Annotated in this window: 27 protein-coding genes and 1 pseudogene; 21 read left to right on the top strand and 7 right to left on the bottom strand. The window is 64.0% G+C overall.

Annotated elements, in window-relative coordinates; all coding sequences use genetic code 11:
* Nucleotides 1-13: 13 nt before the first annotated feature.
* From gspG to gspN, 7 genes are read left to right on the top strand one after another with little or no spacing between them, the layout of a single operon-like run.
* Entirely contained in the window at nucleotides 14-448 is a 435-nt protein-coding gene (gspG, locus tag L6D64_RS23615; RefSeq protein ID WP_176509771.1) for a type II secretion system major pseudopilin GspG, read from the top strand.
* Nucleotides 449-451: 3 nt separating this feature from the next.
* Nucleotides 452-889 carry a type II secretion system minor pseudopilin GspH gene (gene gspH, locus L6D64_RS23620; RefSeq protein WP_176509770.1) on the top strand — a complete coding sequence of 146 codons (438 nt, stop codon included), beginning with the start codon at nucleotides 452-454 and terminating at the stop codon, nucleotides 887-889.
* Nucleotides 886-1254 (top strand): type II secretion system protein GspI, encoded by a 369-nt coding sequence (locus L6D64_RS23625; protein ID WP_176509769.1) that lies wholly within the window; start codon nucleotides 886-888, stop codon nucleotides 1252-1254. The genes gspH and L6D64_RS23625 overlap by 4 nt, the downstream gene beginning before the upstream one ends.
* A complete protein-coding gene (locus tag L6D64_RS23630) occupies nucleotides 1251-1841 on the top strand; it encodes a PulJ/GspJ family protein (protein WP_176509768.1) in 591 nt (196 codons plus the stop codon). The genes L6D64_RS23625 and L6D64_RS23630 overlap by 4 nt, the downstream gene beginning before the upstream one ends.
* Nucleotides 1838-2914, top strand: coding sequence for a GspL/Epsl periplasmic domain-containing protein (locus L6D64_RS23635; RefSeq protein ID WP_176509767.1), 1077 nt, complete (start codon nucleotides 1838-1840; stop codon nucleotides 2912-2914). Before L6D64_RS23630 ends, L6D64_RS23635 begins: the two co-directional genes overlap by 4 nt.
* Entirely contained in the window at nucleotides 2911-3297 is a 387-nt protein-coding gene (gene gspM / locus L6D64_RS23640; RefSeq protein WP_176509766.1) for a type II secretion system protein GspM, read from the top strand. The genes L6D64_RS23635 and gspM overlap by 4 nt, the downstream gene beginning before the upstream one ends.
* Nucleotides 3294-3953, top strand: a complete 660-nt coding sequence (gene gspN, locus L6D64_RS23645) for a type II secretion system protein N (RefSeq protein ID WP_176509765.1) — start codon at nucleotides 3294-3296, stop codon at nucleotides 3951-3953. The genes gspM and gspN overlap by 4 nt, the downstream gene beginning before the upstream one ends.
* Before the next feature lie 248 nt (nucleotides 3954-4201).
* Here gspN and L6D64_RS23650 read toward each other — a convergent pair whose 3' ends face one another.
* The 4 genes and pseudogenes from L6D64_RS23650 to L6D64_RS23665 form a co-directional block, all read right to left on the bottom strand.
* The gene (locus L6D64_RS23650; RefSeq protein WP_176509764.1) at nucleotides 4202-8731 is read right to left on the bottom strand and encodes a hemagglutinin repeat-containing protein; all 4530 of its coding nucleotides are present in this window, start codon (nucleotides 8729-8731) and stop codon (nucleotides 4202-4204) included.
* A 27-nt stretch (nucleotides 8732-8758) separates the two neighbouring features.
* Nucleotides 8759-10438: a ShlB/FhaC/HecB family hemolysin secretion/activation protein gene (locus tag L6D64_RS23655; protein ID WP_176509763.1), complete on the bottom strand. Its 1680-nt coding sequence runs from the start codon at nucleotides 10436-10438 to the stop codon at nucleotides 8759-8761.
* Between the two features lie 161 nt (nucleotides 10439-10599).
* Nucleotides 10600-11019 (bottom strand): annotated as a pseudogene (locus tag L6D64_RS23660) (L,D-transpeptidase family protein); the annotation flags it as partial.
* A 153-nt stretch (nucleotides 11020-11172) separates the two neighbouring features.
* Entirely contained in the window at nucleotides 11173-11724 is a 552-nt protein-coding gene (locus L6D64_RS23665) for an NUDIX hydrolase (protein WP_176509762.1), read from the bottom strand.
* Between the two features lie 126 nt (nucleotides 11725-11850).
* Between L6D64_RS23665 and L6D64_RS23670 the strand changes: the two genes are divergently transcribed.
* From L6D64_RS23670 to purT, 5 genes are all read left to right on the top strand, one after another.
* The gene (locus L6D64_RS23670; RefSeq protein WP_027920115.1) at nucleotides 11851-12450 is read left to right on the top strand and encodes a CoA pyrophosphatase; all 600 of its coding nucleotides are present in this window, start codon (nucleotides 11851-11853) and stop codon (nucleotides 12448-12450) included.
* A 44-nt stretch (nucleotides 12451-12494) separates the two neighbouring features.
* A complete protein-coding gene (locus L6D64_RS23675; RefSeq protein WP_110637284.1) occupies nucleotides 12495-13019 on the top strand; it encodes a gamma carbonic anhydrase family protein in 525 nt (174 codons plus the stop codon).
* On the top strand, nucleotides 13012-13215 hold the full coding sequence (locus L6D64_RS23680) for a DUF1289 domain-containing protein (protein ID WP_060512568.1): 204 nt from the start codon (nucleotides 13012-13014) through the stop codon (nucleotides 13213-13215). The genes L6D64_RS23675 and L6D64_RS23680 overlap by 8 nt, the downstream gene beginning before the upstream one ends.
* Before the next feature lie 46 nt (nucleotides 13216-13261).
* Nucleotides 13262-13729 carry a 7-cyano-7-deazaguanine/7-aminomethyl-7-deazaguanine transporter gene (locus tag L6D64_RS23685; protein ID WP_027920112.1) on the top strand — a complete coding sequence of 156 codons (468 nt, stop codon included), beginning with the start codon at nucleotides 13262-13264 and terminating at the stop codon, nucleotides 13727-13729.
* A 77-nt stretch (nucleotides 13730-13806) separates the two neighbouring features.
* Entirely contained in the window at nucleotides 13807-14988 is a 1182-nt protein-coding gene (purT, locus tag L6D64_RS23690) for a formate-dependent phosphoribosylglycinamide formyltransferase (protein ID WP_176509761.1), read from the top strand.
* Nucleotides 14989-15020: 32 nt separating this feature from the next.
* Here the strand turns inward: purT and L6D64_RS23695 are convergent, their stop codons facing one another.
* The 3 genes from L6D64_RS23695 to L6D64_RS23705 all read right to left on the bottom strand — a co-directional run bounded on the left by L6D64_RS23695 (nucleotide 15021) and on the right by L6D64_RS23705 (nucleotide 18604).
* Nucleotides 15021-16307: an MFS transporter gene (locus tag L6D64_RS23695; protein ID WP_176509760.1), complete on the bottom strand. Its 1287-nt coding sequence runs from the start codon at nucleotides 16305-16307 to the stop codon at nucleotides 15021-15023.
* Between the two features lie 272 nt (nucleotides 16308-16579).
* On the bottom strand, nucleotides 16580-17785 hold the full coding sequence (locus L6D64_RS23700; RefSeq protein WP_176509759.1) for a transporter associated domain-containing protein: 1206 nt from the start codon (nucleotides 17783-17785) through the stop codon (nucleotides 16580-16582).
* A 9-nt stretch (nucleotides 17786-17794) separates the two neighbouring features.
* Nucleotides 17795-18604: a cytochrome C assembly family protein gene (locus tag L6D64_RS23705; protein ID WP_176509758.1), complete on the bottom strand. Its 810-nt coding sequence runs from the start codon at nucleotides 18602-18604 to the stop codon at nucleotides 17795-17797.
* 195 nt (nucleotides 18605-18799) lie between these two features.
* Here L6D64_RS23705 and ffh point away from each other — a divergent pair, with 195 nt between their 5' ends.
* The 9 genes from ffh (at nucleotide 18800) to L6D64_RS23750 (ending at nucleotide 26231) form a co-directional block, all read left to right on the top strand.
* Nucleotides 18800-20176 carry a signal recognition particle protein gene (ffh, locus tag L6D64_RS23710; protein ID WP_003252139.1) on the top strand — a complete coding sequence of 459 codons (1377 nt, stop codon included), beginning with the start codon at nucleotides 18800-18802 and terminating at the stop codon, nucleotides 20174-20176.
* A 260-nt stretch (nucleotides 20177-20436) separates the two neighbouring features.
* Complete coding sequence (gene rpsP, locus L6D64_RS23715; RefSeq protein WP_003259424.1) at nucleotides 20437-20688, top strand: 30S ribosomal protein S16; 252 nt, start codon at nucleotides 20437-20439, stop codon at nucleotides 20686-20688.
* A gap of 5 nt (nucleotides 20689-20693) precedes the next feature.
* On the top strand, nucleotides 20694-21230 hold the full coding sequence (rimM, locus tag L6D64_RS23720; protein ID WP_054887025.1) for a ribosome maturation factor RimM: 537 nt from the start codon (nucleotides 20694-20696) through the stop codon (nucleotides 21228-21230).
* Between the two features lie 3 nt (nucleotides 21231-21233).
* On the top strand, nucleotides 21234-21986 hold the full coding sequence (gene trmD, locus L6D64_RS23725) for a tRNA (guanosine(37)-N1)-methyltransferase TrmD (protein ID WP_003252146.1): 753 nt from the start codon (nucleotides 21234-21236) through the stop codon (nucleotides 21984-21986).
* 42 nt (nucleotides 21987-22028) lie between these two features.
* Entirely contained in the window at nucleotides 22029-22379 is a 351-nt protein-coding gene (gene rplS / locus L6D64_RS23730; protein WP_054887024.1) for a 50S ribosomal protein L19, read from the top strand.
* A 94-nt stretch (nucleotides 22380-22473) separates the two neighbouring features.
* Nucleotides 22474-22881 (top strand): acyl-CoA thioesterase, encoded by a 408-nt coding sequence (locus L6D64_RS23735; protein ID WP_054887023.1) that lies wholly within the window; start codon nucleotides 22474-22476, stop codon nucleotides 22879-22881.
* Between the two features lie 153 nt (nucleotides 22882-23034).
* Nucleotides 23035-23931, top strand: coding sequence for a site-specific tyrosine recombinase XerD (gene xerD, locus L6D64_RS23740; RefSeq protein WP_176509757.1), 897 nt, complete (start codon nucleotides 23035-23037; stop codon nucleotides 23929-23931).
* Between the two features lie 154 nt (nucleotides 23932-24085).
* On the top strand, nucleotides 24086-24844 hold the full coding sequence (locus L6D64_RS23745; protein ID WP_176509756.1) for a disulfide isomerase DsbC N-terminal domain-containing protein: 759 nt from the start codon (nucleotides 24086-24088) through the stop codon (nucleotides 24842-24844).
* Between the two features lie 82 nt (nucleotides 24845-24926).
* The gene (locus L6D64_RS23750; protein WP_099815331.1) at nucleotides 24927-26231 is read left to right on the top strand and encodes a homoserine dehydrogenase; all 1305 of its coding nucleotides are present in this window, start codon (nucleotides 24927-24929) and stop codon (nucleotides 26229-26231) included.
* The last annotated feature ends 37 nt before the right edge of the window (nucleotides 26232-26268 follow it).

The following is a 26268-nucleotide window of genomic DNA, read 5'->3' on the forward strand; positions in this document are numbered from 1 at the left end:
AAGGAGCATTTCCATGCAGCATCGACGCAAACGCCAGCGCGGCTTCACCCTGATGGAGATCATGGTGGTGATCTTCATCATCGGCCTGTTGATCGCCGTGGTCGCGCCCAGCGTGCTGGGCAACCAGGACAAGGCCATGAAACAGAAGGTCATGGCCGACCTGGCGACCCTGGAGCAGGCGCTGGACATGTATCGCCTGGACAACCTGCGCTTCCCCAGCAACGAACAGGGCCTGGCCGCCCTGGTAAAGAAGCCGACCCAGGAACCGCTGCCACGCAGCTGGCGTAGCGACGGCTACGTGCGTCGCCTGCCGGAAGACCCTTGGGGCACCCCGTACCAGTACCGCATGCCCGGTGAACATGGGCGGGTCGATGTGTATTCGCTGGGTGCCGATGGCGTGCCCGGTGGCGAAGGCCAGGATGCCGACCTGGGCAACTGGGCGCTCTGACGCATGCCAGGCCAGCGCGGCTTCAGCTTGCTCGAATTGCTCGTGGTACTGGCCATCGCAGGGCTCATGACCAGCATGGCGGTGGCCTGGCTCGACAGCGGCAAGTCCAGCGTCGATCAGGCGTTGCAGCGCCTGGCCACGGAAACCCGCACCCAGGCCGCGCTGGCCCGGCACGCCGGGCAGCTACGCGGATTGCGCTGGACTGGCCAGCGGCCTGAGTTCGTGCGCCGTGACGGCGATGGCTGGGTGGTCGAGGCAGGCGCCCCGGCTGACTGGCCAAAGGGCCTGCGCCCGGACTGGCCGGCCAGCGCCCAGCCGCGTGTGCTGTTCACCCCGCAGGGCTGGGCGCAACCGGGCTCGGTGAGCTGGCGCTGGGCCGACGGCAGCCAGCGCTGGGACTGGGGCCGCGACGGCCAGTTGCACGTGGCGATGGCGCCATGACGCGCAGGCAGCGCGGGTTCACCTTGCTGGAAGTGACCGTGGCCCTGGCGATAGCCGCCGTGCTGGCGGTCATCACCAGCCAGGTGCTGCGCCAGCGCCTCGCGGTGCAGGACAACGTGCAGCAGCATCGTTTGGGCGTGCTGTGTGCGCGCGAGCTGCAGGCGCGCTTCACCGTCGAGCAATACTGGCCGGCCAGCAACCAGGTCGAGGGTGTGCTCAGCCAGGGTGGCCAGGCCTGCCATTGGCAGATGCAGCTGCGCCGTACCGGTGTGCGTGACCTGCGCCGTGGCGACTTGCAGTTGTATGCCGACCGCGACCAGCGCCTGCCACTCGGGCAATACACCGTTTTTCTGGAGCAGCCATGAAGCGGCGCCAGTCAGGTTTGACCCTGATCGAACTGATGGTGGCCATGGCCCTGACCGCGCTGCTCGGGGTCATGCTCTCGGCGCTGGTCAATGGCTGGCTCAAGGTGCGCGAGCGGTTGCAGGTGAACACCCAGGAAACCAGCGTGCTGGAGTTCTGCCTGGCCCTGGAGCGACGCTTCGACAGCCCGGTGCTGCGCCGCGTGTACGAACAGCGCCTGCCCCTGGCCAGCCGCTGGTTGGACTGGCAGGCCGACCGCCAGCAGTTGCTGTGGGTGGCTGCCGCCGCCTTGCCCGAAGCCGAGGGCGGTTCGCGTCTGCAACGCCAGCGCCTGCGTTTCGATGCGCGTGACCAACGCCTGCTGCTGGAAAGCTCGGCCGAGCTCTACGCCGCCAGCGAGCCGCACTGGGAATTGCGCGAGCAACTGCCGCAGGTCAGCGCGATCAATGTGCTTTACCACCAGGGTGGCCGCTGGCTGCCCTGGCCCTCCGACCAACCCGCACACCCCGGCCGCGGCGTGCGCCTGGAACTGCAGCGTGATGGAGCACCGTATGTCTGCACCTTTGTTTTGCCCTGGGGGCGTTCATGAAGTTTGAATGGCGCAGGCAAGCGCCGGCCCGACCGTGGTTGTTGCTGCGCCCGGGCGAGGTCTGGGACTGGCTGCTCGTCGAAGCGGCTGGCGCCCATCGCCAAGGGCAGGGCAAGCCCCCGCTGGACCTGCAGGCACGGGTGGCGCTGATCGTCCCCGGCGAATGCTGCAGCCTGTTTCAGCTGGCGGCGCCACCGGGTCTGAAGCGCGACGAGTGGCCGCTGTTGCTGGAAGACCGCTTGCTGCAGAGCCCGGATGAGATCCTGTGTGCCTGCCTGTCGCGTCAGGCGGGGCAATTGCGCTTGGTGGCGGTGGAGCGGCAATTGCTGGAGCCGTGGCGCGAGCAATGTGCCGAATGGGGGCTGCAAGTGGAAAGCTGCTGGGCCGAGTTCCAGTTGCTGCCGACACCCGAGCCGGGCAGCGCATGGCAGTGGCAGTGCACGCCGGAATTAGTGCTGTGCAAAGGGCTGGTGGAGGACGGGCCGGAGCAGTGGTTGGCCTGGCCCATTGCCTTGGGCGAGCTGCCTCAGCAACCTTGGTCGGGTCTGTCCCAGAGGGTTATGTCCGGTATCTGGCCAACTGCCTTGGCACCGCTCGACAACCTGCCCAGCCTGCTCGATCAACCCCGTCAGCCGCGCTCGCTGCCGGGCGTGGCGCGGCCGCAGCTGCGCCTGCTTGCGGCGTGCCTGGTGTTGGCCAGCATTTGGGCCGGCCTGTGGCTGACTCAGCAATGGCGCCAGTTGCAGACCTGGCGTGCGCAGGTAATGGCGGTCACCGGTGAACAGGCCAGCCCCCGGCACGCGGCGCAGGCTCTCAAGCGCCTGCGGGAAAGCCAGCTGCAACAGCACGTGCGCGAGCGGCAACTCGAAGACCTGCAGGCACGTTTGCAAGCCTGGCTGCGCCAGCACCCCGCCTGGCGGCTGCAGGCCGTGCGTTTCGATGGGCAACGCTGGCACCTGCGCCTGGACGGCGATGGCGCCGCGCCGCCATGGGCCGAGATGGCCAGTGCTGTAGGCGCTGCCGTGCAGGTACAGAACGGGCAGGTGGTATTCGACCTGGGAGCGGCCTCATGAATCGGGACTGGATGCAGCGGCATCGGCTGTGGTTTGCATGGGGGATGATCGGCTTGCTGCTGGCCTTTCTGGCCGTGCGCGAAGGCCTGGCGCAATGGCGTGAGCTCAGTCAGTGGCGTGAGCTGGCAGTGCAGGCCGCAGGCTTGCAGGGTGGCCCGGGCGTGAGCCTGGAACGCCTGCGCCAGTCAGCCCAGTCGCGGCAAATCGAACTGGCCGATGTCGATGTGCAAGGCAAAAGCTGGCAGCTGCGGGGGCAGGTAGCGGATGAGCGCGTGCTGCAGGGCTGGTTGCAAAGCCTGCGTGCTGAAGGGGCGCAGCCGTTGCAGTGGGGGCTGGAGCAGGACGCCAAGGGGCTGCGCTTTGAGTTGGTGATGCAACCATGAGCCGTCGCGGGCTGCTGTGGTGCGGGTTGGTATTCACGCTGACCCTGTTGGTCGAGTTCCCGGCTGCCTGGGTGATGCGCAGCGCTGGCCTGCCGGCAGGTGATGTCAGCGGCAGCGTGTGGCAGGGCCAGGCCCAGCAAGTGGGGCCGGTTGGGCCACTGTACTGGACGATACAGCCATGGCGCATGCAGGCCAACGCACAGATCGGCTTCCAGGGCCAAGCCTGGCAGGTGCGCGCCGAAGGCTGGCCCTGGCGTTGGCAATTGGAAGCCGCGGCTTTGACGCCTCAAGCGACGGCACTGTCGGATTACCGCCTGGCCGGGCAGTGGCAAGGGGCGCTGCGCATGCAGGGTTCGGGGCGCCAGTGTCGAAGCAGCGAGGGGCGGGTGAGCGTGACGGATCTGGCTTTGAGTGAGCCGTGGTCGCTGGGGTTGGGGCAGGGCTGGGTAGAGATGGATTGCCGTGCTGGGTGGCGCTTGCGCGGGAAATTGGTGCAGCAGGGGCAGCATGAACTGAAGCTGGAGGCGGACCTGGAGAAGCGCAGGGCGCACGTGACGTTCAATGTCCACAATGAGTCGGCGCTGACGCCTTTGCTGCGTGGCGCACAGTGGCTTGGGCCGCAGGTGCTGGCGGGGCAGCGGGAGGTGCGATGGTAGGGCGGGGGATCGGTCAAGGCTACCCCGTGTTCGCCATGACAAATCAGCGCCTGTGAGATCGAGCGCCCCCCCCCCCGCGCGGCGCATCGCGGATAAATCCGCTCCTACGGTTAGTTGCAACGTATCGAACCTGGTACGCCATGGCCATGTTGCAACAACTGTAGGAGCGGATTTATCCGCGATGCGCCGCGCGGGCGGCGCTCGATCTCACAGGCGCTGAACATTTCAAGGCAGGTACATCCGCGTTCTTATTCCGCCTTACCACCCTGCACACTGGAAACCCACTGCTCACTGCGGTTATGCCCACTGGTCCGCAACAGCCCCAGGTCCAGCGCATTTTCGCCATCCGCCGCGCCTTTGCCTTTGGCGATCTCGGCAATCGCCGTACCCAGGTCCACCGGCGAATTGGACGCATCGACCGACACATCCCGACGGTAATCATTGCCACTCAGGGTTTCCCGGCTCACCGAGCTAGCATCGAGCGCGACCGCACCCTTGGCCGACTGCAACCGCGCGCCAACCAGCTGGGCATCACCGCCCACCTTCAGCTCGACACCTTCACTGCCCTTGAGCACCGCTTGCTGCCCCACGCTGTCGCGCTGCGCGTGCGACACCTCAAGGCTGAAGGTCGGCGATAAGCCTGGCTCTGCCTTGCTCAAGGCCGAGCCGGCCTTTTCCTTGACCTTGCCACCCAGTGGCCCGGCCAGCGAGGTGGCGGCGTTGACGTAGCCCTGCGGGTTCTTCTCTTGGCTCAGGCGCGCATCGCCCTTCACGGTCAGGGTGTCGACGCTGTCCTTGCGGCTGGCGATGCGCAGGTCGCCATCGATCGCCCCGGTGATGCGCCCGGCTTCCAGGCTGGCGCCTTCGATGCGGGTATCACCACGGCTTTGCAGGTCGATGGTTTCGGCGCGCAGGTTGCTGGCGTTCCAGGTCTGGTTGTCGCGTTTGTCCAGTTCGACCTTGGCCCGGCCATGCAGGCCACGGGTGTCGGTGGTGCCTGCGGTCATGTTGAAACCGGCACCGGCGGTGATCTCGAGATTGTTGCGCTGCTCCTGATTGGAGGAGGCTTCGATCAGCATGCCGCCGCTGGACGCGTTGAGCGCGATCTGTTCGGCGGCTGCCCGCAGGCCCTCCAGGTGCAGGGCGATGTCCTCGCGAGCAGCACTGCTGAGGGTCAGCTTGCCGGCACTGGCGAACTGGGCATCTACGGCCTGACGGGCGTTTTCGTCCTGCGTGCCATGGGTGAAATGGCCACCGATGCCGCCGCCTTTGGTCTCGCCCATCTTGGCTGCCAGCTCCAGGCCACCGCCGAGTTTGCCGCCGTTGGCCTGCTGGGTGTCGCTGCCTGCCTTGACCTGCAGCAGGCCATCGCTGTGCAAGCGAATATCGCCCACCTTGGCCTCGCGACTGCCGATGCGGGTGCCTTCCAGCGACAGATCACCTGCGCTGCTCAGGCGGACTTCACCCTTGGCGTCGATCTGTGCGACGTGTGCCTTGGTCTGCACGGTTTGCAGCTGCGCGTGGTCAAGGTAGCCACGGCCATCGAAGCCGGTGCTGCCCGGCCGGTTGCCGACCTTGGCCCACGCATTGCCGTCGAGCTGGCGGGTCAGCTCCTCGGTGCGGTCGTTGGCCTGGGGCAGCGACAGGTTGCCTTCACTGTGGATGGCCACTTCACCTTCGCCACCATTGATGCGTGTACCCTCATATTGACCATCGCTACCCAGCTGGACCTGAATGCCCTGTTGCCCATAAAGGCTGCCGGGTACTGCAGTGCTGGCCGTTGCCTGCTTGTCCAGCGAGCCACCCTTGCCCGCGCCGCGGGCGTTCAGGTCGCTGCCGGAGCTGGTGTCGATGCGCAGGTCACCACCATAGGCCAGGCGCTGCACGCCGTCCTCCTGGGTGTTTTCGGCGGCACGCATCGTGTGCGTCTGGGCCTCGATCTGCAGTTGGCCGGCATTGGCACGCCAGGCGGTACCCTGGTCGTCGAGGGTGTCAGCCTTGACCTCGACCTTCGCACCCGACAGCTCACTCACCTGGGCAATGCCACGGCGCTGGTTTTCCAGGCGTTTGAGGTGCTCGACGGTCATGTCGGCACCGACGCTGGGGGCCACCATGGCGTCCTCGGGGGATGCCTGCTGGAAGCGCGCGGCTTCTTCGCCCAGCACCAGCCGTTCGATCGGCCGGGTCAGGTCGCGGTACTCGACGCTGGCGCCGAGGCTGCCGGACCATTCGTTGCGGAGTTCTTCCCGATCATGGGTATCCAGAACTGCGCGGTTGTCGATGCGCTTGGCGCTGACCGTGAGGGTATCCCCGGCAGTGACGCGTGCGGCTTCGGTCACCAGTTCGTCAGCATTGACCTTCACGTTGCCGCTGGCCTGCAGTTCGCTGCGTTGGGCCTGGCTGTCGCGCTCGGTCAGCACGGTCTTGTTGTGATGGCCTTCGAACAGGCTGCCCAGGCGGTCGATGCCACCCGTGACAGTCAAACCGCCGCCGCTCTGGGTGTCGGTGATGGTCGCGTCGCGGGTGTTGCGCGTGGCGCTGAGCGTGACCTGGCTGGCGTCCACGTCGAGATCACCGTCGCTGGCCTGCACCTTGGAGCCATTGACCTGCAGATGTGTCCCGCTGTTCAGGGCGACCGATGCCCCCTTGAGTTCGCTTGCAACCTGGGTCGTTTCGCTTTGCTTGCGGGTGCTGTCATCCACGTCATAGGCCAGGCCGGCACTGTACTGACGTGACTCGGGCTTGCCATCTTCGGCGCCTTGGGTCTGCTTGGCGCTGGCAGTCAAGCCACGCTGCCGGGTGTGGGTTTCGCTCTCGGCAAGCGCCTGGCTGCTTTCTATCATGACGTCCCCTTTGGCCTCGACTTGCAAATGCTGGCCTGCTTCCACCTTGGCGCCCTGGATACGCATTTCATCGGCACTGGCCAGGCGCAGGTTGCTGCTGGAGGAGACATCGCTGATCAATACCTGATCGTTGCGGGATGTGCGCGTGTTGTCTTTGCCGAACAGGCCGAACACTTGGCTGCTGCTGTCATGATCGGTCGAGGTGCTGCTGGCGTGGTCAGCCGCGATCGTCAGCTGGCCTTTAGTGCTGTAGAGCACCGCGTCCTCGGTACCGTTGACCGTGCTGCCCTTGATGGTCACCTGGTCGGCAATCACCTCCAGCTTTCCACCTGCAATCACCTGGCTGCCAGCGACGGTCTGGCCTTGAGTGTCATTACCTTTGCGGTCACCGAAGAATGTCCCGGACACCAGGTCGCCGCGGTAGCCGCTTTCGCTATTGGTGTCTTGCAGCGCCAGGGTGCCGACTTCTACCTGCTGGCCGTTGATGGCCATGTCGCTGCGGCTTTTCAATGTGCTACCACGTACCTTGACGGTATCGCTTGCCTTCAGTGTCATGCGATTGGCGTTCAACTCGCTGGGTCTGGCCGTTTCCTTGAACTGCTCGGTATCGCGGTCGCCCCGCCACAGATGCTTGCGGTGGCGAATGGTTTCTTCGATGCGCTCGCTGTCCAGTCCGCCGGCGATGTCCAGGTCGCCGCCGCTGGCGAGGGTCAGTTCTTCCAGTACATTGATATCGGCGGCCACCAGTTGCATGTCGCCGCCGGACTCCAGTAGCACACTGTCCCGGCCCAGCAGGCGGGTGCCTTGCTGACTGGTCTGAGTGGTGGTGCGCTCACTGTCATAGGTTTCGTGGGTGATGAAAACAAATTTCTTGCTCCACTTGTCCTTGTCTTTGCTGAGTGCCTGACGGGCTTCGCCATCCAGCGTCAGTTTGTTCCCGGCCTTGATCTCGATCCGCTCCGCCTGGCCATCGGCATTGTGCAGCGTAAGGTCGTCAGCAGCGTCGAGGCGCAGTAAGCCGTGTTTGGTGTTCAGCGTCGCGTACCGCTCGCCTGCACCGGTGATCGTCAGGGCGCCGGCCGATTGCACGTCGATGCCGTGATCGGCCCGGAAGTCCATAGGCCCCATGCGCACGCCTGCACCTTCGGCAGTGCTCACCACGCGAATGCGCCCGGCGCGCATGGCACCGAACAGACTGGCGTCGATGCTCGACGGGGTGCCAGGCAGGTGTTCGAGGACCTGCCCATCGGCATGAGCGATGCGATTACGGCCGACGGTCACGTTGAGGTCCCCCTTGGCCATGAGCAAGCCTTGCTGGTCCACCTTGGGGGCAATCAGATCAAGTGCACCCTCGGCATTGCTCTGGCCATCGCTTAGCACCTGCAAGGTGCCTGCGGTGTTCAGCGTGTTGAAATTGCGCAGCTGTTCATCCTGCAACTCGGGCGTGCCGACCACGAACCCGGCGCGGGTGGTATTGATGAAACTGCCGCCATTGAGGGTGATGCCATTGGGGTTGGCAAGAATGTAGTCGGCAGGGCGGCCGAAAATTTCCTGCGGGCCTTCGATCAGCGAGGCGTTGCGGCTGACCACCTCGTTGAGAATGGTCGACGCCGCCTGGCCCTGGAACTGCGGGTTGGCGGCCAATGCGCCGGCCAGTTGCGACTGGCCGTCTTGCAAGGCGTTGTTCAGCACTACACCTGCGCGGGCGACGTTGTAGTCGAGGAACTGGTTATGCGACAGGCCACTGGCGTTGGGTGGGACGATGTCGATCACCGGCACGCCATGATCGTTGTTGATGATGGGCGTGCCTGCCGGGCCGCTGGCGGCCTCCAGCCCGCCCTGCGCCAGCGCGCTGGTGGGCCCGAGCAGGGCGAGGAAGATTGCCCAGCGCAAGGTGTCCGGGCGGTCAGACGGTAACGGCGAGAGTATCTGCATGTTCTCGTTCTCTTTGTTGTGGGTGAATCAGATGCTCAGGGTGCACTCCAGTACCCAGAAGCCAGGCTCCAGGCGCGAGCGGGGCAGGTCGCTGGTGTAGAGGGCGCGTTGGTGGTCGAGCCGCAGCCGGGCGTTTGTCAGGCTCAGTTCGATGCCGGCGGCTGTGCCAGCCAGGCGTTGCGAAGGCTTGCCCGTGGCGTGTCGGGTCCAGCCCACATCCAGGCCGAGGTAAGGGCGTATCTGCACGGGGTGGGCCCAGATCGCTGGCAGTGGTTGGCTGAAGGTATTGCGCCAGGCCGCACCGTTGGCTCCGGAGTAGGTGCGCAGGCGAAAGCCGCGTACCGTCGAGTCGTCGCTGACCAGTAATTGCTCGACGGCGGGCAACGCGTGTTCGCTGTACTGCAAGGCCAGCTCGCTTTGCCAGCGCCAAGGTGTTTCAGGCGGCCCCTGGCGCAGGTGCAGCAGGCTGGCGCGGTACTTGCGAAAATCCGGGCGCAGGCGTTCGGCACCCAAAGGCTCCTCGTCGGCAGCGAACCAGTCCAGTCCTTGGGCAACACCCACATACCCGTTCCATAACCCGCCTTCGAGCCACAGCAGGTTGATGCCAGCCTCGATACTGCTGAGTGTCGGGCTCTGCTGGGTGATGACGGCGCCAGCGCTGCGATTGATCAACTGCTTGCGGTCCAGCCGCACGCTGGCGCTGAGCATGCCTTGCTGGTTGCGCCACAGCATCCGCTCGATGCTCAGGCCCTGGTAGCTGCTGCTGCCGTCGCTGGTCTGCCGACTGTGCGGCAGCGGTGCGTCGTAGGTCAGTTGGCTGGCGTTGAGGGCAAAGGTCCAGGGGCCGTAGGGAACGCTGTAGTACAACGTGACGCCCTGCACCTGGCCGGGGGCTTGGAAGACGCTGGAGAGCAACGACACGCGCAGGTCGTCATTGAGCCCCAGCGGGCTGTCCAGGCCAAGGCCGAGGTTAAGCCGGTGGCGACCGGTCAGCTCGCTGCCGCGGTTGTCCAGGCGACTGTCCAGGTGCCAGCGTGAGCCAATCTTGTGCGGTTGCAGCACAACCCGGGTGCCGCCCTGCAGCTCGCCGGGCAGCAAATCCATGCCCACGTCATAGGCGCGCAGGCGATTGAGTTGGTCCAGCCCCTGCTCGAGGGCGGGCAGGTAAAGGGGCTTGCCTAGTACGCCAGGGAAGGCGCCTGGCAAAGACAAAGGCAGCTCGGGGTCGTCGAGTTCGATGGATTCGACGAAGCCTTCGACGATGACGATGTCCAGGGGGGCAGCATCCCGAGGCTGTTGGCGCAGGTAGGGGCGGCTGGTTGGAAATCCGGCACTGACATACAGCTGGGTGATGCCCCTGAGCAGGCTATTGATGTCGTTGATGCCCATGCAAGGCAGCAGCCACTCGCGCAGCGCGGGCTCGAGCGCCTGATCCGCAAGTTGGCGGTTGCCGATGATGCGCAGGCCGGACACGGCCCAGCACTGGCTGTCTTCCGGCAGGGCGGCGCTCTGCCCATTGCGCTCCGGTGCAGACGGCTGTTGCCAGCGCTTGAGCCGCTGTTGCTGTTCGAAATGCCGCAGGGATTGCTGCTGGTCGCGCAGTTGCAGGCTGGCAGGGTCGTCAGCCAGGACCGTGTGGGAGATCAGCATGCCAGCCAGGCAACCGGCGAGCGCCCTGCTGGCGGCGTGAAGGAGTCGGCACTGCATTAAGCACCCTCGCAAATGGCGTACGGGTTACGTACTCGTTTGCGTGGATGCTAAGAATTCAAGCCGTCGGTTGGATGCAGTCCCTGGCCTAAGCAAGATGTAGGGCAGGTGTGTATTTGAAGTATGAAACGTCCTACAAGCTCAATCTGAATGCAGGACTATCAAGGGCGAATCTCGATCAGGGTGCCGTCGCGGACCAGGTCCCAGACTTCCTGCATGTCGCGGTTGCGCATGGCGATGCAGCCGTCAGTCCAGTCGAGGGTGTGGAAGTACCACTCGGGGTAGTTCTCGTCGATCGGCGTGCCGTGGATCATGATCATGCTGCCAGCGCTCCAGCCTTCGCGGTTGGCGCGGGCGGCGTCGCTGATGTTCGGGTAGGTGATGTGCATGGCCAGGTTGAAGCGGTCGCTTTCCTTGCGCCAGTCCAGCCAGTACAGGCCTTCAGGGGTCTTCTTGTCGCCCTCGCGTTCCTTGGCGCCCTTGGGCTGCTTGCCCAGGGAAATGCGGTAGGTCTTCAGCGGCTCGCCGCGGCTGATCAGCTGCAGGCGGCGCTCGGACTTGATCACCAGCACCTTGTCGATCAGCGGCTGCATGGCCGCTTGGGATTGCGACTGGGCCGGCACCGGCGGTTGCGGCTTGCGAATGATGACTTCGGTGAAGGCCGCCTGGGACACCGTGGTAACGCAAAGGCAGAAAAGGGCGAACAACCAACGCATGAAGCAGTACCTGCGAGCTTAAGTGGTGGGCGAAACATTCATCGGCGGCAGGTATTCATGGCCAATCGGGTAGTGCTGCCTGATGCGGTCGCGATAATAGCATTCTAGTGTGCGAGTGACGGTGCGGAAAGCCAGCTCGCCCCACGGGATTTCGTGTTCCTCGAACAATCGCACCTCCAGGCTTTCGACGCCGACGGCAAAATCCAGGTCGGCCAGCTCGGCACGGAAGAACACATGCACCTGGTTGATGTGCGGCAGGTCGAACAGCTGGTACAGGGCCATGTCGCCGACCCGGGCGCAGGCTTCCTCGTCGGTTTCGCGACGGGCGGCCTGGTCGAGGGTCTCGCCGTTTTCCATGAAGCCCGCCGGTAGCGTCCAGAAGCCGCGGCGCGGCTCGATGGCGCGACGGCACAGCAGCACCTGGCTGCCCCAGGTGGGCAACACCCCGGCGACGATGTTGGGGTTCTGGTAGTGAATAGTCTGGCAAGACTCGCAGACGAACCGCAGGCGGCTGTCGCCCTCGGGAATCTGCTGAATGACTGGCTGGCCGCACGCGCTGCAAAATTTCATGCTTTTCTTCCCTCTTGACGGGGTTATCTTGGCGCGCCAGGCGGGGCTGCCGCAAGCGCACGGGGCTTGGGTGCTTCGCGGCTTTGGTGCATCATGCAAGGCAGGCCTTGGAAACGAGAGTGCGCAATGCTGGACGAGCTACTTCGCCGTATGAGCAACCACCAACCCGCTTCACTGGAAACCGACCGACGGTTCCCCGAGGCGGCGGTACTTTTGCCCATCACCCGCAGCGAAGCGCCCGAGCTGGTCTTGACCCTGCGTGCCAAGGGCTTGTCGACCCACGGCGGTGAAGTCGCCTTTCCTGGCGGCCGCCGCGACCCGGAAGACCCGGACCTGGTGTTTACCGCGCTGCGCGAAGCCGAAGAAGAAATCGGCCTGCCGCCCGGCCTGGTGGAAGTGATCGGCCCACTCAGCCCGCTGATCTCCCTGCACGGCCTGAAAGTGACCCCGTTCGTCGGCTTGATCCCGGATTTCGTCGAATACCGCGCCAATGACGCTGAAATCGCGGCAGTCTTCAGCGTACCGCTGGAATTCTTCCGCCAGGACCCGCGTGACCACACCCACCGTATCGATTACCAGGGGCGCAGTTGGTACGTGCCCAGCTACCGCTACGGCGAGTACAAGATCTGGGGGTTGTCGGCGATCATGATCGTCGAGCTGGTCAACCTGTTGTATGACGCCGGTATCAGCCTGCATCAACCCCCTGAGCGCTACATCGAAATCTGAGCGGCGCACACCCCGCCGTCTGCGTGAACCCCTGAGGAGCAAACATGAAATACCGCCTGGGCGACCATCGGGTCGAATGCCACCCCACCAGCTGGGCCGCACCCAATGCCACCCTGATCGGCAAGGTGCGCCTGCAGGCCCGTGCCAGCGTGTGGTTCGGTGCGGTGCTGCGGGGTGACAACGAGCTGATCGACATCGGCGAGGACAGCAACGTCCAGGACGGTACGGTGATGCACACCGACATGGGCTCGCCGCTGACCCTGGGCAAGGGCGTGACCATCGGCCACAACGCCATGCTGCATGGCTGCTCGGTCGGCGATTACAGCCTGATCGGCATCAACGCCGTCATCCTCAACGGCGCGCGGATCGGCAAGCACTGCATCATCGGCGCCAACGCGCTGATCCCGGAAGGCAAGGAAATTCCTGATGGCTCGCTGGTGATGGGCTCGCCAGGCAAGGTGGTGCGCGAGCTGACCGAACAGCAGATGCGCATGCTCGAAGCCAGCGCTGCGCACTATGTACACAATGCCGAGCGTTATGCGCGGGAGCTGGTGGTTGACGATGAGTGACGTAGCCGTAGAGCGGCCGGTGGCTTCGCCGTGCGTAAGCATCTGCGCCCTGGACGAACAGGACATCTGTACCGGCTGCCAGCGTACCGTGGCCGAGATCGGCCGCTGGGGAAGGATGGACAATACCGAGCGTCGGGCGGTGCTCAAGCTGTGCCATGAGCGCGCGGTGGCTGCCGGCCTGATCATTGGGCACTGACCGCGAAATCAAGTAACCTGTGTGGCTTGCCCACAGATCACTCGCCATGTTCTATCTCATTGCCTATATCAGTAGCGTAGTGCTGATCAACTACGCCTTCTCCAGCGCCCCGCACCTGGACATCATCTGGTCCTGCTGGGGCGGCCTGGTGTTCATTCTGCGCGACATGGTGCAGACCCGCTTTGGCCACGGCGCGCTGATTGCCATGCTGCTGGCCCTGGTGCTGTCGTACGCCACCTCGGAGCCGGCCATTGCCTTGGCCAGCGCCACCGCGTTCTTCGTCTCCGAGCTGATCGACTGGCTGGTGTTCAGCATCACGCGCCGGCCGCTGCGTGACCGCCTGTGGCTGAGCTCGGCACTGAGCATTCCGGTGGATACCTTCATCTTCTTCGGCATGATCGGTGCGCTCACACCGGCGGTGATCGGCACCGCCATGGCGTCTAAATTCGCCGGTGTCACGGCCGTCTGGCTGGCCATGGCATTTCGTGCGCGGCGGGCCGCTGTCGCGGGCTGATGGTGTAGAATACCGGTCCTTTTTCAGCGGGCCGTGCCAAAGCCTGGTGCAGCCCCGGACGCCTTCGAGGACCTGAAATGACCCGTATCGGAACCCCATTGTCGCCAACCGCGACCCGTGTGCTGCTCTGCGGCTGTGGCGAGCTGGGCAAGGAAGTGGTGATCGAGCTGCAGCGCCTGGGCGTCGAGGTGATCGCCGTCGACCGCTACGCCAATGCCCCGGCGATGCAGGTGGCGCACCGCAGCCACGTGGTCAACATGCTCGATGGCGTTGCCCTGCGGGCAATCATCGAAGCGGAAAAACCGCACTACATCGTTCCGGAAATCGAGGCCATCGCCACCGCCACGCTGGTCGAGCTGGAGAACGAAGGCTTCAACGTGGTGCCGACCGCACGCGCCACCCAGCTGACCATGAACCGTGAGGGCATTCGCCGCCTGGCGGCCGAAGAGCTGGACCTGCCAACCTCGCCGTACCACTTTGCCGACACCTTCGAGGACTACGCCAAGGCCGTGGCCGACGTCGGCTACCCCTGTGTGGTCAAGCCGGTGATGAGCTCTTCGGGCAAGGGCCAGAGCCTGCTGCGCAGCGATGCCGACCTGCAGAAGTCCTGGGACTACGCCCAGGAAGGCGGCCGTGCCGGCAAGGGTCGGGTGATCATCGAGGGCTTCATCGACTTTGAATATGAAATCACCCTGCTGACCGTGCGCCATGTCGGCGGTACCACTTTCCTCGAACCGGTGGGGCACCGTCAGGAGAAGGGCGACTATCAGGAATCCTGGCAGCCGCAAGCCATGAGCGCGAAAGCCCTGGCCGAGTCGCAGCGTGTGGCCAAGGCGGTTACCGATGCACTGGGTGGCCGTGGTCTGTTCGGCGTGGAGCTGTTCGTCAAGGGCGACCAGGTGTGGTTCAGCGAAGTTTCGCCGCGCCCGCATGACACTGGCCTGGTGACCCTGATTTCCCAGGACCTGTCGCAGTTCGCCCTGCATGCCCGCGCCATTCTCGGCCTGCCGATCCCGGTAGTGCGCCAGTTCGGGCCGTCGGCTTCGGCGGTGATCTTGCCGGAAGGCCAGTCACAGCAGACCAGCTTTGCCAACCTGGGGGCTGCCCTGAGCGAGCCTGACACGGCGATTCGCCTGTTCGGCAAGCCGGAAATCAACGGCACGCGCCGTATGGGTGTGTGCCTGGCGCGTGATGAATCGGTCGAAGCGGCGCGGACCAAGGCCACCCGTGCATCGCAGGCGGTCAAGGTCGAGTTCTGATCCGAAGGGGGCCGCAAAGCGGCCCCACTTGCTTACAGCTCGGTATCGCGGGTTTCCTTCAGGCACAGCACGGCAATCAGGCTGATCACGGCCGCCGCCGACACGTAGCCACCCACCCAGCTCAAGCCCCCCATGCTCACCAGCTTCTGGGCAAAGAACGGTGCTGCCGAGGCGCCGACGATGCCGCCCAGGTTGTACGCCGCCGAAGCGCCGGTATAACGCACGTGGGTCGGGAACAGCTCTGGCAGTAGCGCCCCCATCGGTGCGAAGGTCACGCCCATCAGGAACAGCTCGATGGCCAGGAACAACGCCACGCCCGTGGTCGAGCCCGAGGTCTGCAGGGGCTCCATGGCAAAGCCCGAAGCCACCGCCAGCAGGCCGCCGACGACCAGCACCGGCTTGCGTCCGTAACGGTCGCTCAGCCAAGCCGACAGCGGCGTGGCCAGGGCCATGAACACCACGGCGAAGCACAGCAGGCCAAGGAAGGTTTCGCGGCTGTAGCCCAACGTGGTCACGCCGTAGCTCAGCGAGAACACCGTCGAGATATAGAACAGCGCATAGCACACCACCATGGCGGCTGCGCCCAGCAGCGTTGGCATCCAGTATTTGCCGAACAGGTCGAACACCGGCATCTTCACCCGTTCGTGACGGGCGACTGCCTTGGCGAACACCGGGCTCTCTTCAAGCTTCAGGCGCACATACAGCCCCACCAGCACCAGCGCGGCACTGAGCAGGAACGGAATGCGCCAGCCCCAGTCCCGGAACTGCTCGTCGCTGAGCAGCATGGCCAGGGACAGGAACAGGCCGTTGGCCGCCAGGAAGCCGATCGATGGGCCAAGTTGCGGGAACATGCCGAACCAGGCGCGTTTGCCCTCCGGCGCGTTCTCGGTGGCCAGCAGCGCGGCGCCGCCCCATTCGCCACCCAGGCCAAGGCCCTGGCCGAAACGCAGCAGGCAGAGCAGGATCGGTGCCCACACGCCGATGCTGTCGTAGCCCGGCAGCACACCGATCAGTGTGGTCGATACACCCATCAGCAGCAGCGAAGCAACCAGGGTCGACTTGCGCCCGATGCGGTCGCCGAAGTGACCGAACAGCGCCGAGCCCAGCGGGCGGGCAAGGAAGGCGATGCCGAAGGTAATGAAGGCGGCGAGCATCTGTGCGGTGCCCGACCCGGAAGGGAAGAACACCGGGCCGATGACCAGCGCGGCGGCAGTGGCGTAGACGTAGAAGTCGATGGCGGTGCCGATGAAGCTGGCGGTGGCGACCCGCGCAGGCGAGTTGACCGGCGCGGCAGGCGCCTCGGCATAGGTGGTTGTCATTAAGTAGGTCCCTGACAGTCTGTTCCGCTCCACGGCATTGTCCGTGGCCGGTGCCGGCGTTGAGGGTGGGCACGGCTTGGCGGACGCCGGAGCGTATTGTTGTTGTGTTCGCGCACCTGACACCGGCCCGCAAGGGTAGGGGTGGGAGCGGGCACTGTTCGGGGTGTTGAAGCAGGACCGCGGGGCGTGTCAGTGCAGCGGACTGGCCGTGTGGCGCCGGGTGCGGGTAGCGGGCGGAACGGCGGGGCTGGGTAAGCGTGACCCGAGTATAGCTACCGGGTCACGGTCCATACCAGTACCTTGCTGGCACAATTGTCCTCTGTTTCGAGGATTTCCAGGCGATAGCGGCCGATCTTCAGGCAAACGGCGCTTTCCGGAATGCTTTCGAGGGCTTCGGTGACCAGCCCGTTGAGGGTTTTCGGGCCACCGTCACACGGCAGGTGCCAGCCCAGGGTACGGTTGATTTCACGCAGCGAGGCGTTGCCTTCGATGACGAAGGTGCCATCGGGCTGCGGGTGTACATGCGGGTTGTCCAGGCTCTGCTCGTCCTCGAATTCGCCGACGATCTCTTCAAGGATGTCTTCCAGGGTGACGATACCCAGCACTTCGCCATACTCGTCCACCACCACGCCCAGGCGCCGCTGCTGCTTGTGGAAGTTCAGCAGTTGCATCTGCAGTGGCGTGCTTTCCGGCACGAAGTAGGGCTCGTAGCAGGCGCCCAGCAGCTGCTCCAAAGTCAGCTCGGCCTTGGGCAGCAAGTGGCTGATGAGCTTGGTGTTGAGGATCGCTTCGACCTGGTTGATGTCGCTGTGATACACCGGCAGGCGAGTGTGCCGGCTGACGATCAGCTGCTCGATGATCTGTGTGATGGGGTCGTCGAGGTTGATGCCGTCGACTTCGTTGCGAGGCACCAGGATGTCGTTGACGGTGATCTTGTCCAGCGACTGCAAGCCGTCCAGCAGGCCATGGCGCGGCGCCTCGTGCTCATCGTCTTCGTCGAAGACGTCGTCTTCCTGCGGATGCAAGGCCACTGCCGTGGGCTGCGCGCGGAACGGCCGCAGCATCAGCTTGGCGATGCCATCGAACAGGCAGGCCAAAGGTTGCAGCAGGGCGAGCGGAAACGGGCGCAGGCTCAGGCCAAGGCTGATGAACGCCTGCGGGTTGCGCCGGGCCAGGCGCCGCGGCAGGAATTCGGCGAACACCAGCAGCGCTGCCACCGCGCCCAGGCCCGCGAGCCAGAAGCCGTGTTCGCCGCTCTGGCGTTGGCCGATCAGGCACGCCAGGCCCAGCACCAGCAGCTTGCCCAGGCTGGCGCACAGCACCAGGGCCTGGGCTGGCAGCGGCGGCGGGGCGTCATCGCCGTTGCGCAGTGAACCATTGAGCTGCAGGCGGGCAGCGTCGACGGCGGTGAACAGTGCCGACCACAGTAGCGCCAGTGCCAGAATGCCGAGTAGCGGTGCGTACGGCAGGGTGTCCATGGGCGGCCGTCAGATATGCAGGATGAATTCGCGGACCAGCTTGCTGCCGAAGTAGGCCAGCATCAGCAGGCAGAAACCCGCCAGGGTCCAGCGGATCGCCTTGTGCCCGCGCCAGCCCAGGCGGGTGCGGCCCCACAGCAGCACGCTGAACACCACCCAGGCCACACAGGCCAGCAGCGTCTTGTGCACCAGATGCTGGGCAAACAGGTTCTCGAGGAACAGCCAGCCGGAAATCAGCGACAGCGAGAGCAGGCACCAGCCCGCCCAGAGGAAGCCGAACAGCAGGCTTTCCATGGTTTGCAGCGGCGGGAAGTTGCGGATCAGGCCGGACGGGTGCTTGTTCTTCAGCTGGCGGTCCTGCAGCAGCAACAGCAGCGACTGGAACACCGCGATGGTGAACAGGCCATAGGCCAGGATCGACAGCAGGATATGCGCGAGGATGCCCGGCTCTTCGTCGATCAGCGGCACGGTGCCGGGCGGGGCGAACTGGGCCAGCAGGGCGGTGACGGCGCCGAGCGGGAACAGCAGCACCAGCAGGTTTTCCACCGGGATACGCAGGCAGGCCAGCAGCGTCAGGGCGATGACCGCCACGGCGATCAGGCTGGCAGCGCTGAAGAAGTCCAGGCTCAGCCCCAGCGGGGTGATCAGCTGGAAGAACAGTGCGCCACCCTGGGCGACCACGGCGAGGGCGCCGAGCAGGCCGAGCAGGCGTTTGTCGGCCTTGCGGCCCTGGGCCAGGTAGGTGCCCTGATAGATGGCCGCAGCTATATATAAGCCGGCGGCGATCAGGTTGGGGATGAGGCTGGGTGAGGAAACCATAAGTCCTGGTTGCAGAGCCCTGAAAGAGACGGAGTTTGGCATAGAACGCCACCGGCCATCCAGACCGATCGGCAGCGAGGTGTGCGCCGCCGCTGCACTTCGTTATAATCGCCGCCTTGCTGTGCCTGACGGGTGTGCATTTCCCCCTCGGGCGCCTGACAAACCTCGGCTTTTACTGGGCCTGAAAGGATCACCATGTTCGAAAACCTGACCGACCGCCTGTCACAGACGCTGCGCCATGTCACCGGCAAGGCCAAGCTGACCGAAGACAACATCAAGGACACGTTGCGCGAAGTGCGCATGGCCCTGCTCGAGGCCGACGTTGCCCTGCCGGTGGTCAAGGATTTCGTCAACAGCGTCAAGGACCGTGCCGTCGGCACCGAGGTGTCGCGCAGCCTGACCCCGGGCCAGGCGTTCGTGAAGATCGTCCAGGCCGAGCTGGAAAGCCTGATGGGCGCGGCCAACGAAGACCTCGCGTTGAACGCCGCGCCGCCGGCGGTGGTACTGATGGCCGGCCTGCAGGGTGCCGGTAAGACCACCACCGCCGGCAAGCTGGCGCGCTTCCTCAAGGAGCGCAAGAAGAAGAGCGTCATGGTGGTTTCCGCCGACGTCTATCGCCCGGCGGCGATCAAGCAGCTGGAAACCCTGGCCAACGACATCGGCGTGACCTTCTTCCCGTCCGATATCAGCCAGAAGCCGGTGGCCATCGCCGAAGCTGCGATCCGCGAAGCCAAGCTCAAGTTCATCGACGTGGTCATCGTCGACACCGCCGGTCGCCTGCACATCGACGCCGACATGATGGACGAGATCAAGGCACTACACGCCGCAGTCAAGCCGATCGAGACTCTGTTCGTGGTCGACGCCATGACCGGCCAGGACGCTGCCAACACCGCCAAGGCGTTCGGCGAGGCCCTGCCGCTGACCGGTGTGGTGCTGACCAAGGTCGACGGTGATGCGCGTGGCGGTGCCGCGCTGTCGGTGCGCGCGATCACTGGCAAGCCGATCAAGTTCATCGGTATGGGCGAGAAGACGGAAGCCCTCGAACCCTTCCACCCGGACCGTGTCGCTTCGCGCATCCTCGGCATGGGTGACGTGCTCAGCCTGATCGAGCAGGCCGAGCAGACCATCGACAAGGCCAAGGCCGACAAGCTGGCCAAGAAGCTGAAAAAGGGCAAGGGTTTCGACCTCGAAGACTTCCGCGACCAGCTGCAGCAAATGAAGAACATGGGCGGCCTGGGCGGCCTGATGGACAAGCTGCCGAGCATCGGCGGGGTCAACCTGTCGCAGATGGGCAACGCCCAGGGCGCGGCCGAGAAGCAGTTCAAGCAGATGGAAGCGATCATCAACTCGATGACCCCGGCCGAGCGTCGCGACCCTGACCTGATCAGCGGTTCGCGCAAGCGCCGCATCGCCCTCGGCTCTGGCACCCAGGTGCAGGACATCGGCCGGCTGATCAAACAGCACAAGCAGATGCAGAAAATGATGAAGAAGTTTTCTGCCAAGGGCGGCATGGCCAAGATGATGCGCGGTCTGGGCGGGATGCTGCCGGGCGGCGGCATGCCGAAGCTGTAACCCCTATTTTGGGGGCCTGCTCTTGGATGAGTGGGCGCCCGGAACCCCCCGCTGTGGCGGGGCAACGGCCACGGATTGCGTGGCTTAACCGGCAAATCTGGGCGGTGGGGCAGAACCCTGCCGAAAAAGGCATTTGCAAATGTCCGTGTATTCCCCGAGAATATGCGGCCTTTTGGGCACCCGTGTGCCTATTTGGCATTCAGATTTGCAGTACCAGCTGCTGTATGAACTGCAGCACCGACTATAGGAACGATGTTCACATGGTAACCATTCGTCTGGCCCGTGGCGGCTCGAAAAAGCGCCCATTCTACCACCTGACCGTGACCAACTCGCGTAACGCCCGTGACGGCCGTTTCGTTGAGCGCGTAGGTTTCTTCAACCCGATCGCTGCTGGCGCCGAAGTCAAGCTGTCGGTCAACCAAGAGCGCGTCAACTACTGGCTGAGCCAGGGTGCACAGCCGTCTGAGCGCGTTGCTCAGCTGCTGAAGGACGCTGCCAAGGCTGCTGCCTGAGCAGTATGAACGCGACGCCAGAAAAGGCTGACGACCTGATCGTCGTTGGCAAGATTTTTTCGGTTCACGGCGTTCGCGGCGAGGTGAAGGTGTATTCCTTTACCGATCCGATTGAAAACCTGTTGGATTATCCACGCTGGACGCTTCGGCACGAAGGCAAGGTAAAGCAGGTCGAGCTGGTCAGCGGTCGTGGCTCCCAAAAGGGCCTGGTCGTGAAGTTGAAAGGCCTCGATGATCGTGATGAAGCCCGTCTTCTGAGTGGTCACGAAATCTGCATTGCGCGGAGCCTTTTGCCCAACCTGGCTGCCGACGAGTACTACTGGTACCAGTTGGTGGGTCTGAAGGTCATCAACCAGGACGAACAGCTGTTCGGCAAGGTCGATCACCTGTTGGAGACCGGTGCGAACGATGTAATGGTGGTCAAACCCTGCGCAGGCAGCCTGGATGATCGCGAGCGTCTGTTGCCCTACACGGCGCAATGCGTGCTCGATATCGACCTGGAAGCGGGCGTGATGCGGGTTGAGTGGGACGCGGACTTCTAACCGATGGGTAACCTTCGCGTAGACGTCATCACGCTGTTCCCCGAGATGTTCTCGGCCATCACAGAGTACGGCATTACCAGCCGCGCGGTGAAACAGGGGTTGCTTCAGGTGACTTGCTGGAACCCGCGGGACTACACCACAGATCGCCACCATACCGTGGATGATCGGCCGTTTGGCGGTGGTCCGGGCATGGTGATGAAAATCAAGCCTCTGGAAGATGCCCTGGTTAGCGCCAGGCAAGCGACCGGAGCTGCGGCAAAGGTGATCTACCTTTCGCCACAAGGCCGCAAGCTGACTCAGCAGGCGGTCAAAGGCCTGGCCGAACAGGAATCGTTGATCCTGATCGCCGGTCGTTATGAAGGCATCGACGAGCGCTTTATCGAGGCTCATGTCGATGAGGAGTGGTCGATTGGTGACTATGTGCTTTCCGGTGGCGAGCTGCCGGCCATGGTACTGATCGATGCGGTTACACGGCTGCTGCCCGGAGCTTTAGGGCATGTGGACTCGGCGGAGGAAGACTCTTTCACCGACGGTCTGCTGGATTGCCCGCACTACACCCGACCTGAGGTGTATGCGGATCAGCGTGTTCCCGACGTGTTGCTAAGTGGCAACCATGCACATATCCGGCGATGGCGGATGAAGCAGTCCCTTGGTAGGACCTTCGAACGACGCGCCGATCTTCTGGAAAGTCGCTCGCTTTCTGGAGAAGAGAAGAAGCTGCTCGAGGAATATCTCCGCGAGCGGGACGATAGTTAAACGTATCGATGGTGGATCAAGTATCCATCTTAGGAGCACAGCATGACCAACAAGATCATCCAGCAGCTCGAAGCCGAGCAGATGAACAAGGAAATCCCGACCTTCGCACCAGGCGACACCATCGTCGTCCAGGTTAAAGTGAAGGAAGGTGATCGTTCCCGTCTGCAGGCGTTCGAAGGCGTTGTTATCGCCAAGCGTAACCGCGGTCTGAACAGCGCCTTCACCGTGCGCAAGATCTCCAGCGGCGTAGGCGTTGAGCGTACCTTCCAGACCTACAGCCCGCAGATCGACAGCCTGGCCGTGAAACGTCGTGGTGACGTGCGTAAAGCCAAGCTGTACTACCTGCGCGACCTGTCCGGCAAAGCCGCTCGCATCAAGGAAAAACTGTCCTGAGTACAGTTTGTCCGGTGGCCAAGGCCGCCTAGCGAGAAAAAAAGCAGCCTTCGGGCTGCTTTTTTGCTTTCTGAAACCTGTGAAAGTGATGGATATGAGCAGCCGAGACCAGGAAATCCAGCGCCGCACCGAGCTGTCGGTGACCCGCGTGACCAAAGCGGTGTTCCCCAACACCACCAACCACCACAACACTCTTTTCGGCGGCACGGCGCTGGCCTGGATGGACGAAGTGTCGTTCATCGCCGCAACGCGTTTCTGCCGGCTGCCGCTGGTGACCGTGTCCACCGACCGCATCGACTTCAAGCACCCGATCCCGGCAGGTTCGATCGTCGAACTGGTGGGCACGGTGGTCAAGGTGGGGAATACCAGCTTGCAGGTACAGGTGGATGTGTTCGTCGAAAACATGTACCTGGATGGCCGCGAGCGGGCAATCCACGGGGTGTTCAGCTTTGTCGCCATCGACGAGGACAAACGCCCGGTACCCGTTTTGCCCCAGGCCTGAGTTGTCCTGCTCTGGCCCTGTCGCGGCTAAAGCCGCTCCTGCAAGGAGCGCGCAGCACCTGTAAGAACGGCTTTAGCCGCGATAGGGCCAGTACAGACAACCCATAAGCTGCTGTGAAACACTAGGCCGACTTCCAACACCCAGCAGCCCCGCATGCCCGCCCTAGACCATCCCCTGATCGACCAGTTCCTCGACGCCCTGTGGCTCGAAAAAGGCCTGTCCGACAACACCCGCACCTCCTACCGCAGCGACCTGGCCCTGTTCAATGGCTGGCTCCATGAGCATTCGGTAGCGCTGCCCGACGCCGGCCGCGAACTGATCCTTGATCACTTGGCCTGGCGCCTGGACCAAGGTTACAAACCTCGCTCCACTGCGCGCTTTCTCTCCGGGCTGCGGGGCTTCTTTCGCTACCTGTTGCGGGAAAAGCTGGTCGCCGTCGACCCGACCCTGCAGGTCGACATGCCGCAACTCGGTCGGCCCTTGCCCAAATCCCTGTCGGAAGCCGACGTCGAAGCCCTGCTGCAGGCTCCGGACCTGGGCGAAGCCATCGGTCAACGCGACCGCGCCATGCTCGAAGTCCTTTACGCCTGCGGCCTGCGCGTCAGTGAACTGGTCAGCCTGACCCTCGACCAGGTCAACCTGCGCCAGGGTGTGCTGCGGGTGATGGGCAAGGGCAGCAAGGAACGCCTGGTGCCAATGGGCGAGGAGGCGGTGGCCTGGCTGGAGCGCTACCTGCGTGATGGCCGCGCCGAACTGCTGAACGGCCGCCCCAGCGACGTACTGTTCCCCAGTCAGCGCGGCGAGCAGATGACCCGCCAGACCTTCTGGCACCGCATCAAGCACCAGGCGCGGGTGGCCTGCATCGACAAGCCGCTGTCGCCGCATACCCTGCGCCATGCTTTCGCCACCCACCTGCTCAACCACGGTGCCGACCTGCGCGTGGTGCAGATGCTGCTGGGCCACAGCGACCTTTCCACCACGCAGATCTATACCCATGTAGCCAAGGCGCGGCTCCAGCAATTGCACGCCCAGCACCATCCGCGTGGATGAATGTTTTTCATGTTCCGCCGACCGGTCCTTGCAGGCCCCTTCATCCGCAGCGTGATGTGGTAGGCTTGGGCGGTTTGCATCAAGGGCCGCACGGTCGCCGCGTTTTTTTCGCAGGTGACGCCCTCCGGCCCCTGTCCGCCTCCAGGAGTTCCCCATGCGCGTGACCCATATTTTCGCCGCCGCCGTGATGGCGCTGGCCAGTACCTTTGCCGTTGCCGCGGCTGACAGCAATGCCAGCGCCGAGCAGGCCATCCGCAAGTCGTTGCAGAACCTCGAACTCGAAGTGCCGGTGGAAAGCGTCGGCAGCAGCCCGCTCAATGGCCTTTATGAAGTCAAGCTGCAGGGCGGCCGTGTGCTGTATGCCAGTGCCGATGGCCAATACGTCATGCAGGGCTACCTGTACCAGTTGCAGGACGGCAAGCCGGTCAACCTGACCGAGAAGGCCGAGCGTCAGGGTGTTGCCAAGCTCATCAACGGCATTCCTGCCGCCGAGACCGTTGTCTATCCTGCCAAGGGCGAGACCAAGTCGCACATCACTGTCTTCACCGACACCACCTGCCCGTATTGCCACAAGCTGCACGCCGAAGTGCCCGAGCTCAACCGCCGCGGTATCGAAGTGCGCTATGTCGCCTTCCCGCGTCAGGGCCTCGGTTCGCCTGGTGACGAGCAGCTGCAGGCAGTCTGGTGCTCCAGCGATCGCCGCGCGGCGATGGACAAGATGGTCGAAGGCAAGGAAATCAAGGCTGCCAAGTGCGCCAACCCGGTCAGCAAGCAATTCCAGCTGGGCCAGCAGATCGGCGTCAACGGCACGCCGGCCATCGTGCTCGAGAACGGGCATGTGATTCCGGGTTACCAGCCGGCACCACAAGTGGCCAAACTGGCCCTGGCTGGCCAGCAGCAGGCCGCCAAGTAATTCATTCAATACGCCGTCGTCATGGGGTGACGGCATGTTTCACGGTCGGTGAAGGCGCCGGCCGTTCAATGGGGAGTTCACAGTGAAACCGGTCAAAGTAGGCATCTGTGGGTTGGGGACCGTCGGTGGCGGAACCTTCAATGTACTTCAGCGCAACGCCGAGGAGATTGCCCGCCGTGCCGGGCGCGGTATTGAAGTGGCTCAGATTGCCATGCGCTCGCAGAACCCGAACTGCCAGATTACCGGTACCCCCATTACCGCTGATGTGTTCGACGTTGCGAGCAACCCGGAAATCGACATTGTCATCGAGCTGATCGGTGGCTACACCGTGGCGCGTGACCTGGTGCTCAAGGCCATCGAGAATGGCAAGCACGTGGTGACTGCCAACAAGGCGCTGATCGCCGTGCACGGTAACGAGATTTTTGCCAAGGCGCGCGAGAAGGGGGTCATCGTTGCCTTCGAAGCCGCAGTGGCCGGTGGTATCCCGGTGATCAAGGCGATCCGCGAAGGTCTGTCGGCCAACCGCATCAACTGGCTGGCCGGCATCATCAATGGCACCGGCAACTTCATCCTCACCGAAATGCGTGAGAAAGGCCGCGCCTTCCCCGATGTGCTGGCCGAAGCCCAGGCGTTGGGCTATGCCGAAGCCGACCCGACCTTCGACGTCGAAGGCATCGACGCCGCGCACAAGCTGACCATCCTGGCGTCCATCGCCTTTGGTATCCCGCTGCAGTTCGACAAGGCCTACACCGAAGGCATTACCCAGCTGACCACCGCTGACGTGAACTACGCCGAAGCGCTGGGCTACCGCATCAAGCACCTGGGCGTGGCCCGCCGCACCGCCGAAGGCATCGAGTTGCGTGTGCACCCGACGCTGATCCCGGCCGACCGCCTGATCGCCAACGTCAACGGCGTGATGAACGCGGTCATGGTCAACGGCGACGCCGCCGGTTCGACCCTGTACTACGGCGCTGGCGCCGGCATGGAGCCAACTGCGTCGTCGGTGGTGGGTGACCTGGTCGACGTGGTCCGTGCCATGACCTCCGACCCGGAAAACCGCGTGCCGCACCTGGCCTTCCAGCCAGACTCGTTGTCGGCCCATCCGATCCTGCCGATCGAAGCCTGCGAAAGTGCCTACTACCTGCGTATCCAGGCCAAGGACCATCCGGGCGTGCTGGCCCAGGTGGCGAGCATCCTCTCGGAGCGCGGCATCAACATCGAGTCGATCATGCAGAAGGAAGCCGAGGAGCAGGACGGCCTGGTGCCGATGATCCTGCTGACCCACGGTGTGGTCGAGCAGCGCATCAACGACGCCATCGTCGCGCTGGAAGCCCTGCAGGACGTGGTCGGCAAGGTCGTACGCATCCGCGTCGAACAGCTGAATTAATCTGCCAATCGGGCCGCTCTGGCGGCCCTAGCATCGA

It is taken from the genome of Pseudomonas urethralis (assembly GCF_021602465.1).
Lineage (GTDB): Bacteria > Pseudomonadota > Gammaproteobacteria > Pseudomonadales > Pseudomonadaceae > Aquipseudomonas > Aquipseudomonas vlassakiae.

What these genes read in the sequence shown, in the direction of transcription:
- gspG (WP_176509771.1), top strand. Translation starts at nt 14, where the DNA reads ATGCAGCATCGACGCAAACGCCAGCGCGGCTTCACCCTGATGGAGATC.
- gspH (WP_176509770.1), top strand. Translation starts at nt 452, where the DNA reads ATGCCAGGCCAGCGCGGCTTCAGCTTGCTCGAATTGCTCGTGGTACTG.
- L6D64_RS23625 (WP_176509769.1), top strand. Translation starts at nt 886, where the DNA reads ATGACGCGCAGGCAGCGCGGGTTCACCTTGCTGGAAGTGACCGTGGCC.
- L6D64_RS23630 (WP_176509768.1), top strand. Translation starts at nt 1,251, where the DNA reads ATGAAGCGGCGCCAGTCAGGTTTGACCCTGATCGAACTGATGGTGGCC.
- L6D64_RS23635 (WP_176509767.1), top strand. Translation starts at nt 1,838, where the DNA reads ATGAAGTTTGAATGGCGCAGGCAAGCGCCGGCCCGACCGTGGTTGTTG.
- gspM (WP_176509766.1), top strand. Translation starts at nt 2,911, where the DNA reads ATGAATCGGGACTGGATGCAGCGGCATCGGCTGTGGTTTGCATGGGGG.
- gspN (WP_176509765.1), top strand. Translation starts at nt 3,294, where the DNA reads ATGAGCCGTCGCGGGCTGCTGTGGTGCGGGTTGGTATTCACGCTGACC.
- L6D64_RS23650 (WP_176509764.1), bottom strand. Translation starts at nt 8,731, where the DNA reads ATGCAGATACTCTCGCCGTTACCGTCTGACCGCCCGGACACCTTGCGC.
- L6D64_RS23655 (WP_176509763.1), bottom strand. Translation starts at nt 10,438, where the DNA reads ATGCAGTGCCGACTCCTTCACGCCGCCAGCAGGGCGCTCGCCGGTTGC.
- L6D64_RS23665 (WP_176509762.1), bottom strand. Translation starts at nt 11,724, where the DNA reads ATGAAATTTTGCAGCGCGTGCGGCCAGCCAGTCATTCAGCAGATTCCC.
- L6D64_RS23670 (WP_027920115.1), top strand. Translation starts at nt 11,851, where the DNA reads ATGCTGGACGAGCTACTTCGCCGTATGAGCAACCACCAACCCGCTTCA.
- L6D64_RS23675 (WP_110637284.1), top strand. Translation starts at nt 12,495, where the DNA reads ATGAAATACCGCCTGGGCGACCATCGGGTCGAATGCCACCCCACCAGC.
- L6D64_RS23680 (WP_060512568.1), top strand. Translation starts at nt 13,012, where the DNA reads ATGAGTGACGTAGCCGTAGAGCGGCCGGTGGCTTCGCCGTGCGTAAGC.
- L6D64_RS23685 (WP_027920112.1), top strand. Translation starts at nt 13,262, where the DNA reads ATGTTCTATCTCATTGCCTATATCAGTAGCGTAGTGCTGATCAACTAC.
- purT (WP_176509761.1), top strand. Translation starts at nt 13,807, where the DNA reads ATGACCCGTATCGGAACCCCATTGTCGCCAACCGCGACCCGTGTGCTG.
- L6D64_RS23695 (WP_176509760.1), bottom strand. Translation starts at nt 16,307, where the DNA reads ATGACAACCACCTATGCCGAGGCGCCTGCCGCGCCGGTCAACTCGCCT.
- L6D64_RS23700 (WP_176509759.1), bottom strand. Translation starts at nt 17,785, where the DNA reads ATGGACACCCTGCCGTACGCACCGCTACTCGGCATTCTGGCACTGGCG.
- L6D64_RS23705 (WP_176509758.1), bottom strand. Translation starts at nt 18,604, where the DNA reads ATGGTTTCCTCACCCAGCCTCATCCCCAACCTGATCGCCGCCGGCTTA.
- ffh (WP_003252139.1), top strand. Translation starts at nt 18,800, where the DNA reads ATGTTCGAAAACCTGACCGACCGCCTGTCACAGACGCTGCGCCATGTC.
- rpsP (WP_003259424.1), top strand. Translation starts at nt 20,437, where the DNA reads ATGGTAACCATTCGTCTGGCCCGTGGCGGCTCGAAAAAGCGCCCATTC.
- rimM (WP_054887025.1), top strand. Translation starts at nt 20,694, where the DNA reads ATGAACGCGACGCCAGAAAAGGCTGACGACCTGATCGTCGTTGGCAAG.
- trmD (WP_003252146.1), top strand. Translation starts at nt 21,234, where the DNA reads ATGGGTAACCTTCGCGTAGACGTCATCACGCTGTTCCCCGAGATGTTC.
- rplS (WP_054887024.1), top strand. Translation starts at nt 22,029, where the DNA reads ATGACCAACAAGATCATCCAGCAGCTCGAAGCCGAGCAGATGAACAAG.
- L6D64_RS23735 (WP_054887023.1), top strand. Translation starts at nt 22,474, where the DNA reads ATGAGCAGCCGAGACCAGGAAATCCAGCGCCGCACCGAGCTGTCGGTG.
- xerD (WP_176509757.1), top strand. Translation starts at nt 23,035, where the DNA reads ATGCCCGCCCTAGACCATCCCCTGATCGACCAGTTCCTCGACGCCCTG.
- L6D64_RS23745 (WP_176509756.1), top strand. Translation starts at nt 24,086, where the DNA reads ATGCGCGTGACCCATATTTTCGCCGCCGCCGTGATGGCGCTGGCCAGT.